This is a genomic window from Pseudomonas sp. Root71 (genome assembly GCF_001429045.1).
Taxonomy (GTDB): domain Bacteria; phylum Pseudomonadota; class Gammaproteobacteria; order Pseudomonadales; family Pseudomonadaceae; genus Aquipseudomonas; species Aquipseudomonas monachiensis.
Genome location: NZ_LMHY01000001.1, coordinates 542,943 through 559,836, shown reverse-complemented (window position 1 = coordinate 559,836; position 16,894 = coordinate 542,943). Strand labels below are relative to the sequence as shown.

Sequence of the window (16,894 nt, the reverse complement as noted above, 5' to 3'; positions counted from 1 at the left end):
TAGGAGCTGCCGAAGGCTGCGATCTTTTGATCTTCAGATCTGACGACTTTCAAAGATCAAAAGATCGCAGCCTGCGGCAGCTCCTACAGGGGGCGCGTCAGTGGCTTAGAAATCCTTGCACAACCGCAGCGCGTCGTAGATCGCCGCATGCACGTTGCGCTGTGCCACGCAGTCACCGATGCGGAACAGCAGGTAGCCGTCGCCGCTCTGCTCCAGGCAAGGTTGCGGCTTGATCGCGAACAAGGCTTCGACGTCGATCTGGCCTTTGTTGCGCGAGCCTTCCTTCAAGGCGTAGTAGATTTCCTCGTCCGGGCGCACACCGTTTTCGATGACCACCTGGTCCACCACCCGCTCCTCTTTGGCACCGGTGTATTCGTTTTCCAGCACTGCAACCAGCTTGTCGCCTTCGCGGTAAACCTTCTCCAGCATCATGTCGCCGGTCATGATCACTTCTTTCGGGTACATGCTGCGGTAGTACGTCGGGAACGACGTGCCGCCAATCGCCACGCCCGGCTTGATGTCGTCGGTGACGATTTCGACCTGGCTGCCCTTGTCCGCAATGAAGTCCGCGGTAGACATGCCGGTGAACTCGCAAATGGTGTCGTAAACCAGCACGTTCTTGCCAGGCAGAACCTTGCCGTCGAGCACATCCCAGCTGCTGACCACCAGACCTTCAGCCGCACCCCAGTGTTCGTTCTGCTCGATGAACGGATGTCCACCGACGGCCAGCACCACCACGTCTGGACGCAGGTCCATGATGGTCGGCGCATCCGCCGCAGTGCCCAGGCGCAGATCGACTTTCAACCGAGCCAGCTCCAACTGGTACCAGCGGGTGATACCGGCGATCTGATCCCGTTGTGGTGCTTTCGAAGCGGTGGTGATTTGGCCGCCGATGAATTCTTTCTTCTCGAACAGGGTCACGTTGTGGCCACGTTCGGCGGCAACGCGAGCGGCTTCCATCCCCGCAGGGCCAGCGCCAACTACCACCACTTTGCGTTTCACGCCGGTGGTTTTTTCAATGATGTGTGGCAGGCCCATGTATTCACGGGAAGTTGCGGCGTTCTGGATGCACAACACATCCAGACCCTGGTATTGACGGTCGATGCAGTAGTTGGCCCCGACGCACTGCTTGATCTGGTCGATCTGGCCCATCTTGATCTTGGCGATCAGGTGCGGGTCGGCGATGTGGGCGCGGGTCATGCCGACCATGTCGACGTAGCCACCTTCCAGAATGCGCGTGGCCTGGTTCGGGTCCTTGATGTTCTGCGCGTGCAGCACCGGAACCTTGACCACCTCCTTGATCCCGGCCGCCAGGTGCAGGAACGGCTCGGGCGGGTAGCTCATGTTCGGAATCACGTTGGCCAGGGTGTTGTGAGTGTCGCAACCCGAGCCGACGACGCCGATGAAATCGAGCATGCCGGTGTCGTCGTAATATTTGGCGATCTGCTTCATGTCTTCGTGGGACAGGCCGTCCGGGTGGAACTCATCACCGCAGATGCGCATGCCTACGCAGAAGTCGTCACCGACCTCGGCGCGCACGGCTTTCAAGACTTCCAGGCCGAACTTCATGCGGCCTTCGAAGGTACCGCCCCATTCGTCGGTACGCTTGTTGACGCGCGGGCTCCAGAACTGGTCGATCATGTGCTGGTGCACAGCCGACAATTCCACGCCGTCCAGGCCACCGGCCTTGGCACGACGCGCAGCCTGCGCATAGTTGCCGATCACCCGCCAGATTTCTTCCGGCTCGATGGTCTTGCAAGTGGCACGGTGCACCGGCTCACGCACGCCCGACGGCGACATCAACGTTGGCCAGTTAAAGCCGTCCCAACGCGAGCGACGACCCATGTGGGTAATCTGGATCATGATCTTGGCGCCGTGCTTGTGCATGGCATCGGCCAGATTCTGGAAGTGCGGAATGATGCGGTCGGTGGACAGGTTCACCGAGCTCCACCACTCCTGCGGGCTGTCGATCGCCACGACGGACGAGCCGCCACAAATCGCCAGGCCGATCCCGCCCTTGGCTTTCTCTTCGTAATACTTGACGTACCGGTCGGTGGTCATGCCGCCGTCGGTGGCATAGACCTCGGCGTGCGCGGTGCTGAGCACGCGGTTGCGGATGGTCAGTTTGCCGATCTGGATCGGCTGGAACATTGCTTCGAAAGCCATGGCGGGTTCCTCGACTTACAACGGCTTGACGGTGAACAAGCCGTCTTCGTGACCCTCTTCGGAGCCACCGTAGACTTGTTCGGCCACGGTACGGATCTTGCTGCCGCGAGCGGCGAGGATCTGGTCCATCGCCCCTGCAAACCAGCCAGTGAACATGTAGTCGACCTTGCGCCCGACTTTGCCGTACACGTAGACGAATGCCGAGTGTTCGAGCTTGACGCTCGCGGTGCCTTTGTCGAGGTCAATGTCCTGGATCTTGAACAGCCCCCAGCCGCGCTGCGACAGGCGCTTCATGTAGTGCTCGAACACCGCGACGCCTTCCAGGCCATGGCATTCGGCTTCTTTTTCACACCAGTGCCAGGCGGACTTGTAGCCGGCCTTGTAGAGGATTTCGGCGTAGGCTTCAGCGCCCAGCACTTCCTCGATGCCCATGTGGTTGTTGACGAAGAAATGGCGCGGCACGTACAGCATCGGCAAGGCGTCGGAGGTCCAGATACCGGTTTCACTGTCGACTTCGATTGGCAATTGAGGGGCGATCTTGGCCATGAAAACTTAACTCCAGAAAATTTGTTGTGTTGCCCGCTGCACGAACGGCAGCGGGAAAGGATTCAGAGATGCGGCGGCTTATTCGCCCCAAACGTCCTTGAGGACGTTGACCCAGTTCTCGCCCATGATTTTGCGCACTACCCGCTCGGAGTGGCCGCGCTTGAGCAGGGTCTCGGTCAGGTTCGGGAACTCGCCCACGGTGCGGATACCCAGCGGGTTGATGATCTTGCCGAAGCTGGTCAGGCGGCGGGCATAGCCCTTGTCGTGGGTCAGGTATTCGAAGAAGTCCTGGCCATGGCCCTGGGTGAAGTCGGTACCGATGCCGATGGCGTCTTCGCCGACGATATTCATCACGTACTCGATGGCTTCGGCGTAGTCGTCGATGGTCGAATCGATACCCTTGGCCAGGAACGGCGCGAACATGGTCACGCCGACAAAACCACCGTGGTCGGCAATGAACTTGAGTTCTTCATCGGACTTGTTGCGCGGGTGCTCCTTGAGCCCCGACGGCAGGCAGTGGGAGTAACAGACCGGCTTCTTCGATTCGAGGATGACTTCTTCGGAAGTCTTGGAACCGACGTGGGACAGGTCGCACATCACGCCAACCCGGTTCATCTCGGCGACGATTTCGCGACCGAAGCCCGACAGGCCGCCGTCACGCTCGTAGCAGCCGGTGCCCACCAGGTTCTGGGTGTTGTAGCACATCTGCACGATACCGACGCCAAGCTGCTTGAAGACTTCGACATAGCCGATCTGGTCTTCAAAGGCGTGGGCATTCTGGAAGCCGAAAAGGATGCCGGTCTTGCCCTGCTCCTTGGCTTTACGGATATCGGCGGTGGTGCGGACCGGAATCACCAGGTCGCTGTTCTCGCGGATCAGCTTCTGGCTGGCAGCGATGTTGTTGACAGTGGCCTGGAAGCCCTCCCACACCGACACGGTGCAGTTGGCCGCGGTCAGACCGCCTTTGCGCATGTCTTCAAACAGCTCGCGGTTCCACTTGGCAATAATCAGCCCGTCGATAACGATGCTGTCGGCGTGCAATTCGGCTGGGCTCATCAGGCTGTCCCCTATTAGCGATTCATGCGCCGAATCGTGTGCCGGCGCTTTGGGGCCAGCATATGCCTCGGTGCAGGGGCAGCCGGGTGCAAAAACGACAGGGGGTTTGCCGAAAGCGTCAATCCGCGACAAAGGGTCGTCGCCAGGCACAATCTCCGACCTGTTCAAGGCCCTCGGCTTGGGCCAGAATTCGCCGCATCACTGGATGCTTCACTGGACAAGAGCGGCGACGATAATGAAATCGATCATTCTGGCAATGGCACTGATTGCGACCGGCGTACACGCAGCGCAGGTGTCCGACGACAACCCGTGCGACAAAGTCGAAAACGACATCCAGACCCTGGAATGCTCGGCCTTCAGCAAAACCTCCGCCGAAGATCTGCTCAAGGAAAACCTCCAGGGCCTGACCGAGCGCATGCAGTCGCAGTACGGCAAAAACCCGTCGCAACTGGCCGACATCACCGCCAGGATCAAAGCCGCCCAACAGCAATGGCTGAAGACCCGCGACGCAGACTGCGCCGTCGAAACCTTCCCGGCCACCGCCGGCAGCAAGGCGCTCACCATTGCCCAAAACGATTGTGTGGCACGGATGAGTGATGAACGGTCGGAGTTTTTGGAGTCGATTGGGCAGGAATAGTCCTGAGTATCCCGCTGAAAGCTGGCGCTACCACCAGCTTTCAATCGCCAAAAAACCTTCTCCCACAAAGCACTCTGCTCTGACCTACAGCTTCTGTCCAAAGCCGCTGCTCTGCGGACCTTTCACGCAACATGCCGACAAATGTTGCTGATGGCCAAGCATAAAAATATAAGTAAAGATTCGCAAATCTTATAAAAGACTTATATTCTTCCATGAACAGCATTCACTGGACTCGAAAGGCCGTTAAGCAACTCTTGAGATTGCATTCCGTTCACCAGATTCAGGTTCGTGATGCCATCACGGCGCTCGCTGGCATGCCTGAGGCAGGCAATGTCAAAGCACTGGTCGGTCATGACTACGCTTATCGGCTGCGTGTCGGTAATTACCGGGTCATGTTTGATTGGGATGGCGCGATCAAAGTGGTCAGTATTCAAGAGGTCAAAAAACGCGATGAACGCACCTACTGACATTCAAATCATCAACGACGCCGAAGGCAATCCAGCCTTCGTGGTCATTCCCTATGCACAATACGTGGCGCAGAAAATCGAGCCCGACTTGATCCCCCATGAGGTAGTGAGCCGTATCGTCGATGGCGCTACCCCTATCCGCGCCTGGCGCGAACATTTGAACCTTACCCAGGATGAAGTAGCCAAACGCATGGGCATAACCCAGCCTGCCTTTGCCCAACAGGAAACAGTCGCCAAGCCCCGTAAAGCCACTCGCGAAAAAATCGCTTTGGCGTTTGGCATCACGGCCAGCCAGCTTGAGCTGTAAGCTGCATACCCTCTGTCACTAATGGGATTAAACATGAAAGTCTGCGGCATCGAAATCAAAGGCAGCGAAGCGATCATCGCCGTGGCCACGCTGGACGGTCAGGCGCTGAGCCATGTCGCGCTCGCAACCAAGAAAATTGCCCTGGACGATGACGACGAAGCCGCCAATGTCAAAGTGTTCGCCGCTCAGGTCGCTTCGTTTGTCCGTGAGAATTCCATCGACCGCATTGCGATCAAGAAGCGCAGCAAGAAAGGCGAGTTCGCCGGCGGGCCGACGACATTCAAGATCGAAGGGGTTTTCCAGTTGCAGGAGAATTGCGAGGTGACCCTGCTGTCGCCGCAGACCATCAATGCCCAGGCTAAAAAGCACAATTTCGAACTGCCAGGGACGCTGAACAAGTATCAGCATGAGGCTTACAAAGCGGCGTGTTCGGCGTTGGTGAAGAAATAAGATCAAAAGATCGCAGCCTTCGGCAGCTCCTACAGGAGATCTCATGTAAGAGCTGCCGAAGGCTGCGATCTTTTAATTTATGCCTTGGCAGTACGCCGGTCTTCCCTCGGGCACCGCTCATATTTCGCCCGATAACTGCGGGTGAAATACGACGGGGATTCAAACCCACAGGCAATACTCACTTCCAGCACGCTCATGTCCGTCTGTCGCAGCAACTGCCGCGCTTTTTCCAATCGTAACCGCAGATAGAAATTACTCGGTGTGTCGTTCAGATGCAGGCGAAACAGGCGCTCCAGCTGTCGCCGCGTCACCTTGATCGATTCAGCCAGTTCCAGCGTGCTCAGGGGCGGTTCGCTGTGCTGCTCCATCTCGCCAATCACATGCACCAGCTTCTTGTTGCTGATGCCATAGCGCGTGGCGACTTCCATGCGCTGGTGGTCTTTGCGCGGGCGGATGCGGCCAAGCACGAATTGTTCGCTGACCTGGATCGCCAGATCAGGGCCGTAGGCCTGGGCGATCAGATCCAGCATCAGATCAATGGAAGCAGTGCCGCCAGCGGAGGTGATGCGGCGGCGGTCGATCTCGAACAGCTCCTGAGTAACGCTGAGCTGTGGATAAGATTCCTTGAAGGCATCGATGGCTTCCCAGTGCAGGGTCAGGCGATGACCATCGAGCAAACCGGCCTCGGCGAGGATGAAACTGCCGGTGTCGATGGCGCCGAGCGTCACGCCTTCGTGGTCCAGGCGGCGCAGCCAGTGTTCCAGCGCCGGGGTGGTGAACTTCAGGGGCTCGAAACCGGCGACCACCAGAAGCGTCGCGCCTTTTTTCAACGGCTCCAGCGCCGCATCGGCGTTGACCGACATGCCGTTACTGGCCAGCACCGCCCCGCCATCGGCGCTCAGCACATGCCAGCGGTACAGTTCGCCGCGAAAGCGATTGGCGACCCGCAACGGCTCGATGGCCGAGATAAATCCGATGGCCGAGAAACCCGGCATCAACAAGAAGTAGAAATCCTGGGACATGGAGCGCACTCGCTTAGCAGGTAACAGGAGGCCAGGTAACGAGAGGGCGGGCAGCGTAGGGAGTTGATACGCCAGTTGCGAGCGGCATTCAAGGGGCAGGTCGCTGCAGTGCAAGAGCTGGTCGCCGCAGTGCGCTTTCATCGGTGCTTTGCTGCGTAACTTGGCATCACCGGCGCATCAGACACCGGAACTCACAATAAACGAACTGCCGAGGAACCTGAGAATGAAACGACTGATCAGCAGCTGTGTTCTTGCACTCAGTGGTACCGCTTTACTGAGCGCCAGTGTCATGGCCGCCGAACCCGCCGCATGCCAGAACGTGCGCATGGGTGTAGTGAACTGGACCGACGTGATCGCCACCAGTGCCATGACCCAGGTATTGCTCGATGGCCTCGGCTACAGCACCAAACAAACCAGCGCCTCCCAGCAAATCATCTTCGCCGGGATCCGCGACCAGCGTCTGGACCTGTTCCTCGGCTACTGGAACCCGCTGATGACCCAGACCATCACCCCGTTCGTCGACGCCAAGCAGGTCAAGGTGCTTGAGGCGCCAAGCCTGCAGGACGCCCGCGCGACTCTCGCCGTGCCGACCTACCTCGCCGACAAGGGCCTGAAAACCTTCGCCGACATCGCCAAGTTCGAAAAAGAACTGGGCGGCAAGATCTACGGCATCGAGCCTGGCTCGGGCGCCAACACCCAGATCAAGGCAATGATCTCCAAGAACCAGTTCGGCCTCGGCAAGTTCCAGCTGGTCGAATCCAGCGAAGCCGGCATGCTCGCCGCCGTGGATCGCGCCGTACGTCGCAACGAAGCCGTGGTGTTCTTCGGCTGGGCGCCGCACCCAATGAACGTCAACGTCAAGATGACCTACCTCACCGGCAGCGACGACGCCCTCGGCCCGAACGAAGGCAAGGCCACCGTGTGGACCGTCACCGCGCCGACATATACCGAACAATGCCCGAACATCGGTCGCCTGCTGAGCAACCTGACGTTCACCGCCGAAGACGAGAGCCGGATGATGCAGCCGCTGCTGAATCACAAGGACGCTTTCGAGTCGGCCAAACAATGGCTCAAGGATCACCCGCAGGACAAAAAGCGCTGGCTTGAAGGCGTCACCACCTTCGATGGCAAGCCGGCCGCTGAAAACCTGCAACTGACCAGTAAATAAACCCGAACGAACCACCGACTCGCAGCCCCGACGGGCTGCGAACGGGACCACCACGCCTGGCCAAAGCCAAAACTCGCCTGTAAGGAACCGCCAAATGAACCACGACGTCATCATCACCTGCGCACTCACCGGTGCTGGCGACACGACCGCCAAGAGCCCACACGTGCCGGTCACCCCGAAACAGATCGCCGCTGCCGCCGTGGAAGCCGCCAAGGCCGGCGCCACCGTGGTTCACTGCCATGTGCGTGACCCGCAAACCGGCAAGTTCAGCCGTGACGTGGCGCTGTACCGCGAAGTGATGGAGCGCATCCGCGAGGCGGACGTCGACATCATCGTCAACCTCACCGCTGGCATGGGCGGCGACCTGGAGATCGGTGCCGGCGAGAACCCGATGGAGTTCGGCCCGAATACCGACCTGGTCGGCCCGCTGACCCGCCTGGCCCACGTCGAAGAACTGCTGCCGGAAATCTGCACCCTCGACTGCGGCACCCTGAACTTCGGCGACGGCGACACCATTTACGTCTCCACCCCGGCCCAGCTGCGTGCCGGTGCCAAACGCATTCAAGAGCTGGGCGTTAAAGCCGAGCTGGAAATCTTCGACACTGGCCACCTGTGGTTCGCCAAGCAGATGATCAAGGAAGGCCTGCTCGACAACCCGTTGTTCCAACTGTGCCTGGGCATCCCTTGGGGCGCTCCCGCAGACACCACCACCATGAAAGCCATGGTCGACAACCTGCCGGCCGACGCGGTCTGGGCCGGCTTCGGTATCGGTCGCATGCAGATGCCGATGGCGGCGCAAGCGGTGTTGCTCGGCGGCAACGTGCGGGTCGGGCTGGAAGACAACCTGTGGCTGGACAAGGGCGTGCTGGCGACCAACGGCCAACTGGTCGAGCGCGCCGGCGAAATCCTCAGCCGCCTCGGTGCCCGCATCCTGACCCCGGCTGAAGGCCGGGCAAAAATGGGCCTGACCAAGCGCGGTTGATCCGAACCTACACATACCCCTGTGGGAGCGGGCTTGCCCGCGAAAGCGGTGGTTCTACCGCTGAAGATTCGTCGGATGTACCGGCCTCTTCGCGGGCAAGCCCGCTCCCACAGGGTTCTTCGAACTCTTCAGGAAACCACCATGAGCTTTATCACCGAAATCAAAACCTTCGCCGCGCTGGGCAGCGGTGTCATCGGCAGCGGCTGGGTGTCCCGCGCCCTCGCCCATGGCCTGGATGTCGTGGCCTGGGATCCTGCCCCCGGCGCCGAAGCCGCCTTGCGCAAACGCGTCGCCAATGCCTGGGGCGCGCTGGAGAAACAAGGTCTGGCGCCGGGTGCATCGCAAGATCGCCTGCGCTTTGTCGCGACCATCGAAGAGTGCGTGCGCGATGCCGATTTCATCCAGGAGAGCGCCCCGGAACGACTGGAGCTGAAACTGGAGCTGCACAGCAAAATCAGCGCGGCAGCCAAGCCCAATGCGTTGATCGGCTCCAGCACTTCCGGGCTGTTGCCGAGCGAGTTCTACGAGAGCGCCACGCACCCGGAACGTTGCGTGGTCGGTCATCCGTTCAACCCGGTTTACCTGCTGCCATTGGTGGAAGTGGTCGGCGGTAAAAACACTGCCCCTGAAGCAGTGCAAGCGGCCATGAAAGTCTATGAATCCCTGGGAATGCGCCCGCTGCACGTGCGCAAGGAAGTGCCGGGCTTCATCGCCGACCGCCTGCTCGAAGCGCTGTGGCGTGAGGCTCTGCACCTGGTCAACGACGGCGTGGCGACCACCGGCGAAATCGACGACGCGATCCGTTTTGGCGCGGGTTTGCGCTGGTCGTTCATGGGCACCTTCCTGACCTACACCCTGGCCGGTGGCGATGCCGGCATGCGCCACTTCATGGCACAGTTCGGCCCGGCGTTGCAATTGCCGTGGACCTACCTGCCGGCACCGGAGTTGACCGACAAGCTGATCGACGACGTGGTCGATGGCACCAGCGATCAATTGGGCAAACACAGCATTTCGGCGCTGGAGCGCTATCGTGATGACTGCCTGCTGGCGGTGCTGGAGGCGGTAAAGACCACCAAAGAGAAGCATGGGATGGCTTTCAGCGAGTAACCCCTAGGCTTGGGGCCAACAGCACTGGCCTCTTCGCGAGCAAGTCGAATCGTCGCACCGCCGCTCCCACATTGGAATGCATTCCCCCTGTGGGAGCTGGCTTGCTCGCGAAAGCGGCAGTCCAGTCACTCTATAAATTGGATCAGAAACCATGCCCACCCTCACCACCTACCAAACCACCATCATCCCCGACTGGGTCGACTACAACGGCCACCTGCGCGACGCCTTCTACCTGCTGATCTTCAGCTACGCCACCGATGCCCTGATGGATCGCCTGGGCCTGGACAGCAACAGCCGCGAGGCCAGTGGCAACTCGCTGTTCACCCTCGAACTGCACCTCAATTACCTGCACGAAGTGAAGCTCGACGCCCAGGTCGAAGTGCACACCCAAATCATCGCCCACGACAGCAAGCGCGTGCACCTCTATCACAGCCTGCATCTGGTCGGTGAAGCCCAGGAGCTCGCAGGCAACGAACAGATGCTGCTGCACGTGGATCTCGCCGGGCCGCGTTCGGCGCCGTTCAGCGAACAGTCGTTGGGCCGCTTGCAAGCCATCGTCGCCGAACAGGCGGACCTGCCAACACCCGGGTACATTGGCCGAGTGATCGCACTACCCCCAAAAAAATAACAAGGAGATCGCCATGAATACCGCCGCTGCATTTGCCGACTTCCGTACCTATCCGTTGATCAGCGCGCTGGCTGGCGTGCAGACCCTGGCGGACAGTGTTCTGGTGAAGTGGGCCGACGATCGCGTCAGCCCTTTCCACCATCAATGGCTGCGGGATAACTGCCCGTGCCCGCAATGCGTCTACACCGTGACCCGCGAGCAAGTACTGGAAATCGTCGACGTGGCTCAAGATCTGATGCCCGATAACGCCGGTATCGACAGCGAAGGTTGCCTGTCGGTGGCTTGGCAGGACGGCCACAGCAGCCGCTTCGACCCTGGCTGGCTGCGCGCCCACGCCTATGACGATGAATCCCGCGCCGAGCGTCAGCAGCGCAAGCCGAAAGCCAGGCTCTGGCACAGCGATTTGCAGTTGCCGGTGTTCGAGTATCAAGCGCTGATGAGCGACTCCGACGCCTTGTTGCAATGGTTGTTGGCTGTGCGGGATGTCGGATTGACCCAGGTCCGTGGCGTGCCCACCGAGCCCGGCTCCCTGAAACTGATCGCCCAGCGTATTTCCTTCATCCGCGAGAGCAATTTCGGCGTGCTGTTCAACGTGCAATCCAAGGCCGACGCAGACAGCAACGCCTACACCGCCTTCAACCTGCCGCTGCACAGCGACCTGCCGACCCGGGAGTTGCAACCGGGGCTGCAATTTTTGCATTGCCTGGTCAATGATGCCGAGGGTGGCGAGAGCATTTTTGTCGACGGTTTTGCCATTGCCGACACCTTGCGCCTGGAAGCCCCGGAGGCTTTCAAAAGCCTGTGTGAAATCCCCGTGGAGTTTCGCAATAAGGACCGCCACAGCGACTACCGCTGCCTGGCGCCGATCATCGCCCTGGATGCGTTGGGGCAGGTGTCGGAAATCCGCATGGCGAACTTTCTGCGCGGGCCGTTCGATGCTTCGGTGGAGCAGATGCCCAAGCTGTATCAGGCCTACCGGCGCTTTATCGCGATGACCCGCGAGCCTCGATTCAGGTTGATGCAGCGGCTCAATCCCGGTGAGCTGTGGTGCTTTGACAACCGCCGCACCCTGCATGCCCGTAACGCCTTCGACCCCGCCACCGGGGCGCGGCACTTCCAGGGCTGCTATGTGGACCGTGATGAGTTGTTGTCGCGGATTCTGGTGTTGCAGCGTTAAACCGCGTCATCGTTCTTCGTCGGAACGCCGCCCGGAGCAAGCCCGCTCCCACATTCGATCGCATTCCTCTGGGAGAACTCGGTCAACTGTGGGAGCGGGCTTGCTCGCGAAAGCGGTATATCAATCAACACAAAACCCACTGAATCACAGGCAAAAAAAACCCCGATCAAGCCGTGACAGGATCGAGGCAGAGGGTACTGTTGAGGAGCTGCCGTGCGAGGGTGACCAAACCTTCGTGAAGCAAGCTGAGTCCAGTGTGCCCCCTCCTTTGGCCGGCAAGTTGCCCGAAAGCGACCTGTTCATAGCCAATGCTGCCATTGCGACAATTCGTCCTTGCCGACACACGGCACCCCTACCAGAATCGAACCACGACACCGTTCCCTGAAGAAGGATTGCGTCATGATGCACGCCGATTTGATAGACCAGGAAGACCTGTTGGGCCAGCTCAAGTCGTTGGGATTCAACGTGCCCACTGGAGCCACCGCCGAGCAGGCTTGCGAGTGCGTGGTAAGGGGCTTGGACGATGCCCGGGCGTATGAACTTCGCAAGATGGTCAAGGAGATGTACACCAGCAGCGCGACGATCCTGCCGGCAGTGCGCCAGGCCATCGACAAACAATTGCTGCCGGCGTTGTCGGAGTACCAGCAAAGCCATCGCGGCTGACAGAAAATCAAAAGATCGCAGCCTTCGGCAGCTCCTACAGTTGAAACACGTTCCCTGTAGGAGCTGCCGAAGGCTGCGATCTTTTAATGGCTTCTCGGCTTAAAGCCTTACGCTAGCGAAAGTCGACTCATTGCGCGCCTGGCTCAGCGCCGACAACGGGCCGGACAACGGCGACAGCACCAATGCTTGCGGCAGCGGCATCATCGCCACTTGCTGGGTGGTGTTGGACCCTACGCGCTCGTCACGCGGCGGAATGCCGAAGTATTCGCGGTAGCACTTGGAGAAGTGCGGCGTGGACACGAAGCCACAGACCGACGCCACTTCGATGATCGACATCGGCGTTTGCTTGAGCAACTGCCGCGCGCGGATCAGGCGCAGCTTGAGGTAGTAACGCGACGGCGAGCAGTGCAGGTACTTCTGGAACAGGCGCTCGAGCTGACGACGGGACACCGCGACATATACCGCCAGTTCGTCCAGGTCGATCGGTTCTTCGAGGTTGGCTTCCATCAACGCGACGATTTCCTGCAACTTCGGCTGGTTGGTGCCGAGCATGTGCTTGAGCGGCACACGCTGGTGATCCTGCTCGTTGCGGATGCGCTCGTAGACGAACATTTCCGAAATGGCCGCCGACAGCTCACGACCGTGATCGCGGCTGATCAAGTGCAGCATCATGTCCAGCGGCGCGGTGCCGCCGGAGCTGGTGAAACGGTTACGGTCGAGGGTGAACAAGCGTGTGCTCATCGCTACACGCGGGAAAGCTTCCTGCATCGCCGCCAGGCATTCCCAGTGCACGCTGCAATCAAAACCGTCGAGCAGGCCGGCGCAGGCCAGGGCCCAGCTGCCGGTGCACACCGCACCGAGGCGGCGGGACTGGCGAGCCTGGCTTTGCAGCCATGACACATGTTCGCGGGTAACAGTGCGCTGGATGCCGATACCGCCGCAGACGATGACCGTGTCCATTGGCGGCGCTTTGTGCATAGAGGCGTCGGGGGTGATCTGCAGGCCGTCACTGGCCCAGACCTGGCCGCCGTCGACGGTGAGGGTGGTCCAGCGATACAGCTCGCGACCGGACAACTGGTTGGCCATGCGCAGGGGTTCCACTGCGGAGGCCAGAGAAATCAGCGTGAAATTGTCCAACAGCAGAAAGCCGATGGATTGAGGCGCACGGTTCTGGGGTTGGGCCCCGGAGTTGAACGTCGTCATCGCGGTATCTCCTCACACAAAGCGGGTGATGGCCTCAGGCGGAGGCTCTTTTTATCGCCATCGTTCTCGCGTGGGAGACGGGCTTTGTAATGACAGAGCAATTGCCATGCCTAAATTTGAATGCGCGTTCAATAACTCCTAAAAACGACGTCGGAATGTGTCTATATATGTCTTGCAAGGCAGGGGGATTTAAATGGCCATCAGGACTGGCAAACGCCCCCGCCCACAAGCTGTGAGCAATTCGGTAGCACTTGTGGGAACGGCGTTGCGCCGCGATGGAAAGGAGTGTCACCGCAGGCACGGGTGACAGGCGGTCGAAGGCCGGTTGGCCCTCGATCAGTGGCAAGACGATTTATCTGTGAGCGACGCGCCAAAAGGTGGCGCGTTTTAAACAGGGTGTTCACTTAGCGCGCAGTTTTGACTGGTCTGGCGCTATCGCGAGCAAGCTCGCTCCCACAGGGATCGAGGTGAACACAATTTTTGTGACCGACGCAAAACCTGTGGGAGCGAGCTTGCTCGCGATGAAGGCGACGCGGTCTCAGCACTCCACCGCGCTTACCGCCAACCCACCCCGCGATGTCTCCTTATATTTGTCATGCATATCGGCACCGGTATCGCGCATGGTGCGGATCACCCGATCCAGCGAAATAAAGTGCTGGCCATCACCGCGCAATGCCATTTGCGCAGCGTTGATCGCTTTCACCGCGGCAATCGCGTTGCGCTCGATGCACGGCACCTGGACCAACCCACCCACCGGGTCGCAGGTCAGGCCGAGGTTGTGCTCCAGACCGATCTCCGCCGCGTTGCACAACTGTTCTGGCGTGGCACCAAGAATTTCCGCCAGTCCCGCCGCCGCCATGGCGCAGGCCGAACCGACTTCGCCCTGGCAGCCGACTTCGGCACCGGAGATCGAGGCGTTCTTCTTGCACAGGATTCCCACCGCCGCCGCGCCGAGGAAGTAGTCGACGACATTGGCGTCGGTCACGGCCTCGCTGAACTTCATGAAGTAGTGCAGTACCGCCGGAATGATCCCCGCCGCGCCGTTGGTCGGTGCCGTGACCATACGCCCGCCGGCGGCGTTTTCTTCGTTGACCGCCAGGGCGAACAGGTTGACCCATTCCATGGCGCTCAAGGTCGAGCCGATCACGTTGGGTTTGTTCAGTTCCTGCAGGCTGCGATGCAGCTTGGCCGCACGGCGACGCACGTTCAGCCCGCCGGGCAGGATGCCTTCGTGTTTAAGGCCTTGTTCAACGCAATCCTGCATGGCGCGCCAGAGCTTCATCAGGCCGCTGCGGATTTCATCCTCGCTGCGCCAGACTTTCTCGTTGGCCATCATTAACTCAGCCACGCGCAGCTTGTGCTTTTTACACAGCTCCAGCAGCTCGGCAGCGCTGGAAAAGTCATAAGGCAACACGGTGCGGTCGAGGTCGACGACACCGCTGGAGGCCTGCGCCTCATCGACGACAAAACCGCCGCCAACCGAATAGTAGGTGTCGCGATGCAACTCGCCGTCCTCGCCCTCGACAATCAGGGTCATGGCGTTGGGGTGGAATGGCAGGTTCTCGTCGATCAGGCGCATGTCCCGGGCCCAGATGAAGGGCACCGGCAAGCGACTGTCGAGCAGCAGCGTATCGGTCTCGCGCAGGGTGGCGATACGAATGCCGATTTGCGACGGATCGATCGCGTCCGGCCACTCGCCCATCAGGCCCATGATCACGGCATTGTCGCTGCCATGGCCGATGCCGGTGGCCGACAACGAGCCGAACAGCTGGACTTCGACACGCCGCACTTGCTCAAGCAGCCCGCGCTCACGCAGGCCCTGCACAAACAACGCCGCCGCCCGCATGGGCCCCACGGTGTGTGAACTGGAAGGGCCGATGCCGATTTTGAACAGGTCGAAAACACTGATAGCCATTACTGCCGAACTCCTGGATGGGCCCACTGCGCACGCGAAAGCGCACGGTGACGGAGCTGCTACGCTCAAGCTGCAATCCGCCGAGATGACCGCATCATCAAGCTTTTATCCAGTTGTTCGACGTCTCTAACCGACGCACTCATGCCCACCAGCGCCGCGTGTCTTTTACGCTGTGTTTTCGCCGTTTTTTTGCGGTTCAGAGGGGGAAATCGGGCTGAAAAAATCTGTAAACGACGTCACCGACACTGGATGCGACCATCCCTGTACTGGATACGACGCACCCTGTAGGCGTCAGATTTTCACTGGTACATGATCGTATCGACTCGATTGCAAGGCGACGTGGTAGAGCTGTCTCCAGAACGCCATCCAACCGCAACCTATAAGTGCGGTGGTCCAGTCGGAACACTGCCAAAAAAAACACCAAGGAGTCCATCCATGAAAGGTTCCCCGTCGTTGTTGTTGGCCGCAATGCTTAGTCTGCCGGTTCTGGCGCAAGCCGCCGAACCGGCCCAATGCAGCACCGTAAACTTCTCCGATGTCGGCTGGACCGACATCACCGCGACAACCGCGACCACCAGCGTCGTGCTCAACGCCCTCGGCTACAAGACCAAGACCACCATGATTTCCGTGCCCGTGACCTATAAGTCCCTGGCCGACGGCAAGAACATGGACGTGTTCCTGGGCAACTGGATGCCGACCATGGAAAACGACATCAAGGCCTACCGCGATGCCGGCACCGTGGAAACCGTGCGCACCAACCTAAAGGGCGCCAAGTACACCCTCGCCGTCCCTCAGGCGCTGTACGACAAGGGCCTGCATGACTTCGCCGACATTGCCAAATTCAAGAAAGAGCTCGACGGCAAGATCTACGGCATCGAGCCTGGCAACGATGGCAATCGTCTGATCCAGAGCATGATCGACAAGGATGCCTTCGGCCTGAAGACCGCCGGCTTCAAAGTCGTCGAGTCCTCCGAAGCCGGCATGCTGTCGCAGGTCGACCGCGCGCAGAAACGCGACACCGCCGTGGTGTTCCTCGGCTGGGCGCCGCACCCGATGAACAAGCGCTTCAAAATTCAATACCTGACCGGTGGTGATGACTTCTTCGGCCCGGATTTCGGTGCCGCCACCGTGGCGACCAACACCCGCAAGGGTTACGCCCAGGAGTGCAGCAACGTTGGCCAGTTGCTGAAGAACCTGGAGTTCACTGTCGACATGGAAAGCGAACTGATGGGCAACATCCTGGACGACAAGATGAAGCCTGACGCGGCCGCCAAGGCCTGGCTGAAAAAGAATCCACAGGTGCTCGATACCTGGCTCGCTGGCGTGACCACCATTGACGGTAAACCTGGCCTGGAGGCCGTGAAAGCCAAACTGACGCCTTGAATTAGGGAGCATCGTTT

General features: G+C 59.9%; 17 protein-coding genes. 11 read left to right on the top strand and 6 right to left on the bottom strand.

Features of this window, described 5'->3' with window-relative positions; all coding sequences use genetic code 11:
* Positions 1 to 105: 105 nt before the first annotated feature.
* From dgcA to ASD95_RS02630, 3 genes are all read right to left on the bottom strand, one after another.
* On the bottom strand, positions 106 to 2,166 hold the full coding sequence (gene dgcA, locus ASD95_RS02640; protein WP_056726570.1) for a dimethylglycine demethylation protein DgcA: 2,061 nt from the start codon (positions 2,164 to 2,166) through the stop codon (positions 106 to 108).
* A gap of 15 nt (positions 2,167 to 2,181) precedes the next feature.
* On the bottom strand, positions 2,182 to 2,712 hold the full coding sequence (locus ASD95_RS02635; RefSeq protein WP_056726569.1) for a DUF5943 domain-containing protein: 531 nt from the start codon (positions 2,710 to 2,712) through the stop codon (positions 2,182 to 2,184).
* A gap of 78 nt (positions 2,713 to 2,790) precedes the next feature.
* Positions 2,791 to 3,768: a dipeptidase gene (locus tag ASD95_RS02630; protein ID WP_032829497.1), complete on the bottom strand. Its 978-nt coding sequence runs from the start codon at positions 3,766 to 3,768 to the stop codon at positions 2,791 to 2,793.
* Between the two features lie 235 nt (positions 3,769 to 4,003).
* On the opposite strand from ASD95_RS02630, the gene ASD95_RS02625 reads away from it, so the two are divergent.
* The 4 genes from ASD95_RS02625 (at position 4,004) to ASD95_RS02610 (ending at position 5,629) form a co-directional block, all read left to right on the top strand.
* Entirely contained in the window at positions 4,004 to 4,405 is a 402-nt protein-coding gene (locus tag ASD95_RS02625) for a lysozyme inhibitor LprI family protein (protein WP_056726568.1), read from the top strand.
* Positions 4,406 to 4,617: 212 nt separating this feature from the next.
* Complete coding sequence (locus ASD95_RS02620; RefSeq protein ID WP_056726567.1) at positions 4,618 to 4,872, top strand: type II toxin-antitoxin system RelE family toxin; 255 nt, start codon at positions 4,618 to 4,620, stop codon at positions 4,870 to 4,872.
* Positions 4,856 to 5,179 (top strand): helix-turn-helix domain-containing protein, encoded by a 324-nt coding sequence (locus ASD95_RS02615; protein ID WP_056726566.1) that lies wholly within the window; start codon positions 4,856 to 4,858, stop codon positions 5,177 to 5,179. Before ASD95_RS02620 ends, ASD95_RS02615 begins: the two co-directional genes overlap by 17 nt.
* Positions 5,180 to 5,212: 33 nt before the next feature.
* Positions 5,213 to 5,629, top strand: coding sequence for a DUF3010 family protein (locus ASD95_RS02610; RefSeq protein ID WP_056726565.1), 417 nt, complete (start codon positions 5,213 to 5,215; stop codon positions 5,627 to 5,629).
* 77 nt (positions 5,630 to 5,706) lie between these two features.
* Here ASD95_RS02610 and ASD95_RS02605 read toward each other — a convergent pair whose 3' ends face one another.
* Positions 5,707 to 6,651, bottom strand: a complete 945-nt coding sequence (locus ASD95_RS02605; RefSeq protein ID WP_056726564.1) for a GlxA family transcriptional regulator — start codon at positions 6,649 to 6,651, stop codon at positions 5,707 to 5,709.
* 223 nt (positions 6,652 to 6,874) lie between these two features.
* Between ASD95_RS02605 and ASD95_RS02600 the strand changes: the two genes are divergently transcribed.
* The 6 genes from ASD95_RS02600 (at position 6,875) to ASD95_RS02575 (ending at position 12,376) form a co-directional block, all read left to right on the top strand.
* Positions 6,875 to 7,819 carry a choline ABC transporter substrate-binding protein gene (locus ASD95_RS02600; RefSeq protein WP_056726563.1) on the top strand — a complete coding sequence of 315 codons (945 nt, stop codon included), beginning with the start codon at positions 6,875 to 6,877 and terminating at the stop codon, positions 7,817 to 7,819.
* A gap of 94 nt (positions 7,820 to 7,913) precedes the next feature.
* Positions 7,914 to 8,801, top strand: coding sequence for a 3-keto-5-aminohexanoate cleavage protein (locus ASD95_RS02595; protein WP_056726562.1), 888 nt, complete (start codon positions 7,914 to 7,916; stop codon positions 8,799 to 8,801).
* A 141-nt stretch (positions 8,802 to 8,942) separates the two neighbouring features.
* Positions 8,943 to 9,908 (top strand): L-carnitine dehydrogenase, encoded by a 966-nt coding sequence (locus ASD95_RS02590; RefSeq protein ID WP_007975496.1) that lies wholly within the window; start codon positions 8,943 to 8,945, stop codon positions 9,906 to 9,908.
* Positions 9,909 to 10,059: 151 nt separating this feature from the next.
* Complete coding sequence (locus ASD95_RS02585) at positions 10,060 to 10,536, top strand: thioesterase family protein (protein WP_056726561.1); 477 nt, start codon at positions 10,060 to 10,062, stop codon at positions 10,534 to 10,536.
* Positions 10,537 to 10,549: 13 nt separating this feature from the next.
* Positions 10,550 to 11,713, top strand: coding sequence for a gamma-butyrobetaine dioxygenase (locus ASD95_RS02580; protein WP_056726560.1), 1,164 nt, complete (start codon positions 10,550 to 10,552; stop codon positions 11,711 to 11,713).
* Positions 11,714 to 12,112: 399 nt separating this feature from the next.
* Positions 12,113 to 12,376 (top strand): hypothetical protein, encoded by a 264-nt coding sequence (locus tag ASD95_RS02575; protein WP_056726559.1) that lies wholly within the window; start codon positions 12,113 to 12,115, stop codon positions 12,374 to 12,376.
* A gap of 99 nt (positions 12,377 to 12,475) precedes the next feature.
* Here ASD95_RS02575 and ASD95_RS02570 read toward each other — a convergent pair whose 3' ends face one another.
* Both ASD95_RS02570 and ASD95_RS02565 read right to left on the bottom strand, forming a co-directional pair.
* Positions 12,476 to 13,579: a GlxA family transcriptional regulator gene (locus ASD95_RS02570; protein ID WP_007975492.1), complete on the bottom strand. Its 1,104-nt coding sequence runs from the start codon at positions 13,577 to 13,579 to the stop codon at positions 12,476 to 12,478.
* 538 nt (positions 13,580 to 14,117) lie between these two features.
* The gene (locus ASD95_RS02565; protein ID WP_056726558.1) at positions 14,118 to 15,494 is read right to left on the bottom strand and encodes an L-serine ammonia-lyase; all 1,377 of its coding nucleotides are present in this window, start codon (positions 15,492 to 15,494) and stop codon (positions 14,118 to 14,120) included.
* A 435-nt stretch (positions 15,495 to 15,929) separates the two neighbouring features.
* Here ASD95_RS02565 and ASD95_RS02560 point away from each other — a divergent pair, with 435 nt between their 5' ends.
* Entirely contained in the window at positions 15,930 to 16,877 is a 948-nt protein-coding gene (locus ASD95_RS02560) for a choline ABC transporter substrate-binding protein (RefSeq protein ID WP_056726557.1), read from the top strand.
* Positions 16,878 to 16,894: the final 17 nt, after the last annotated feature.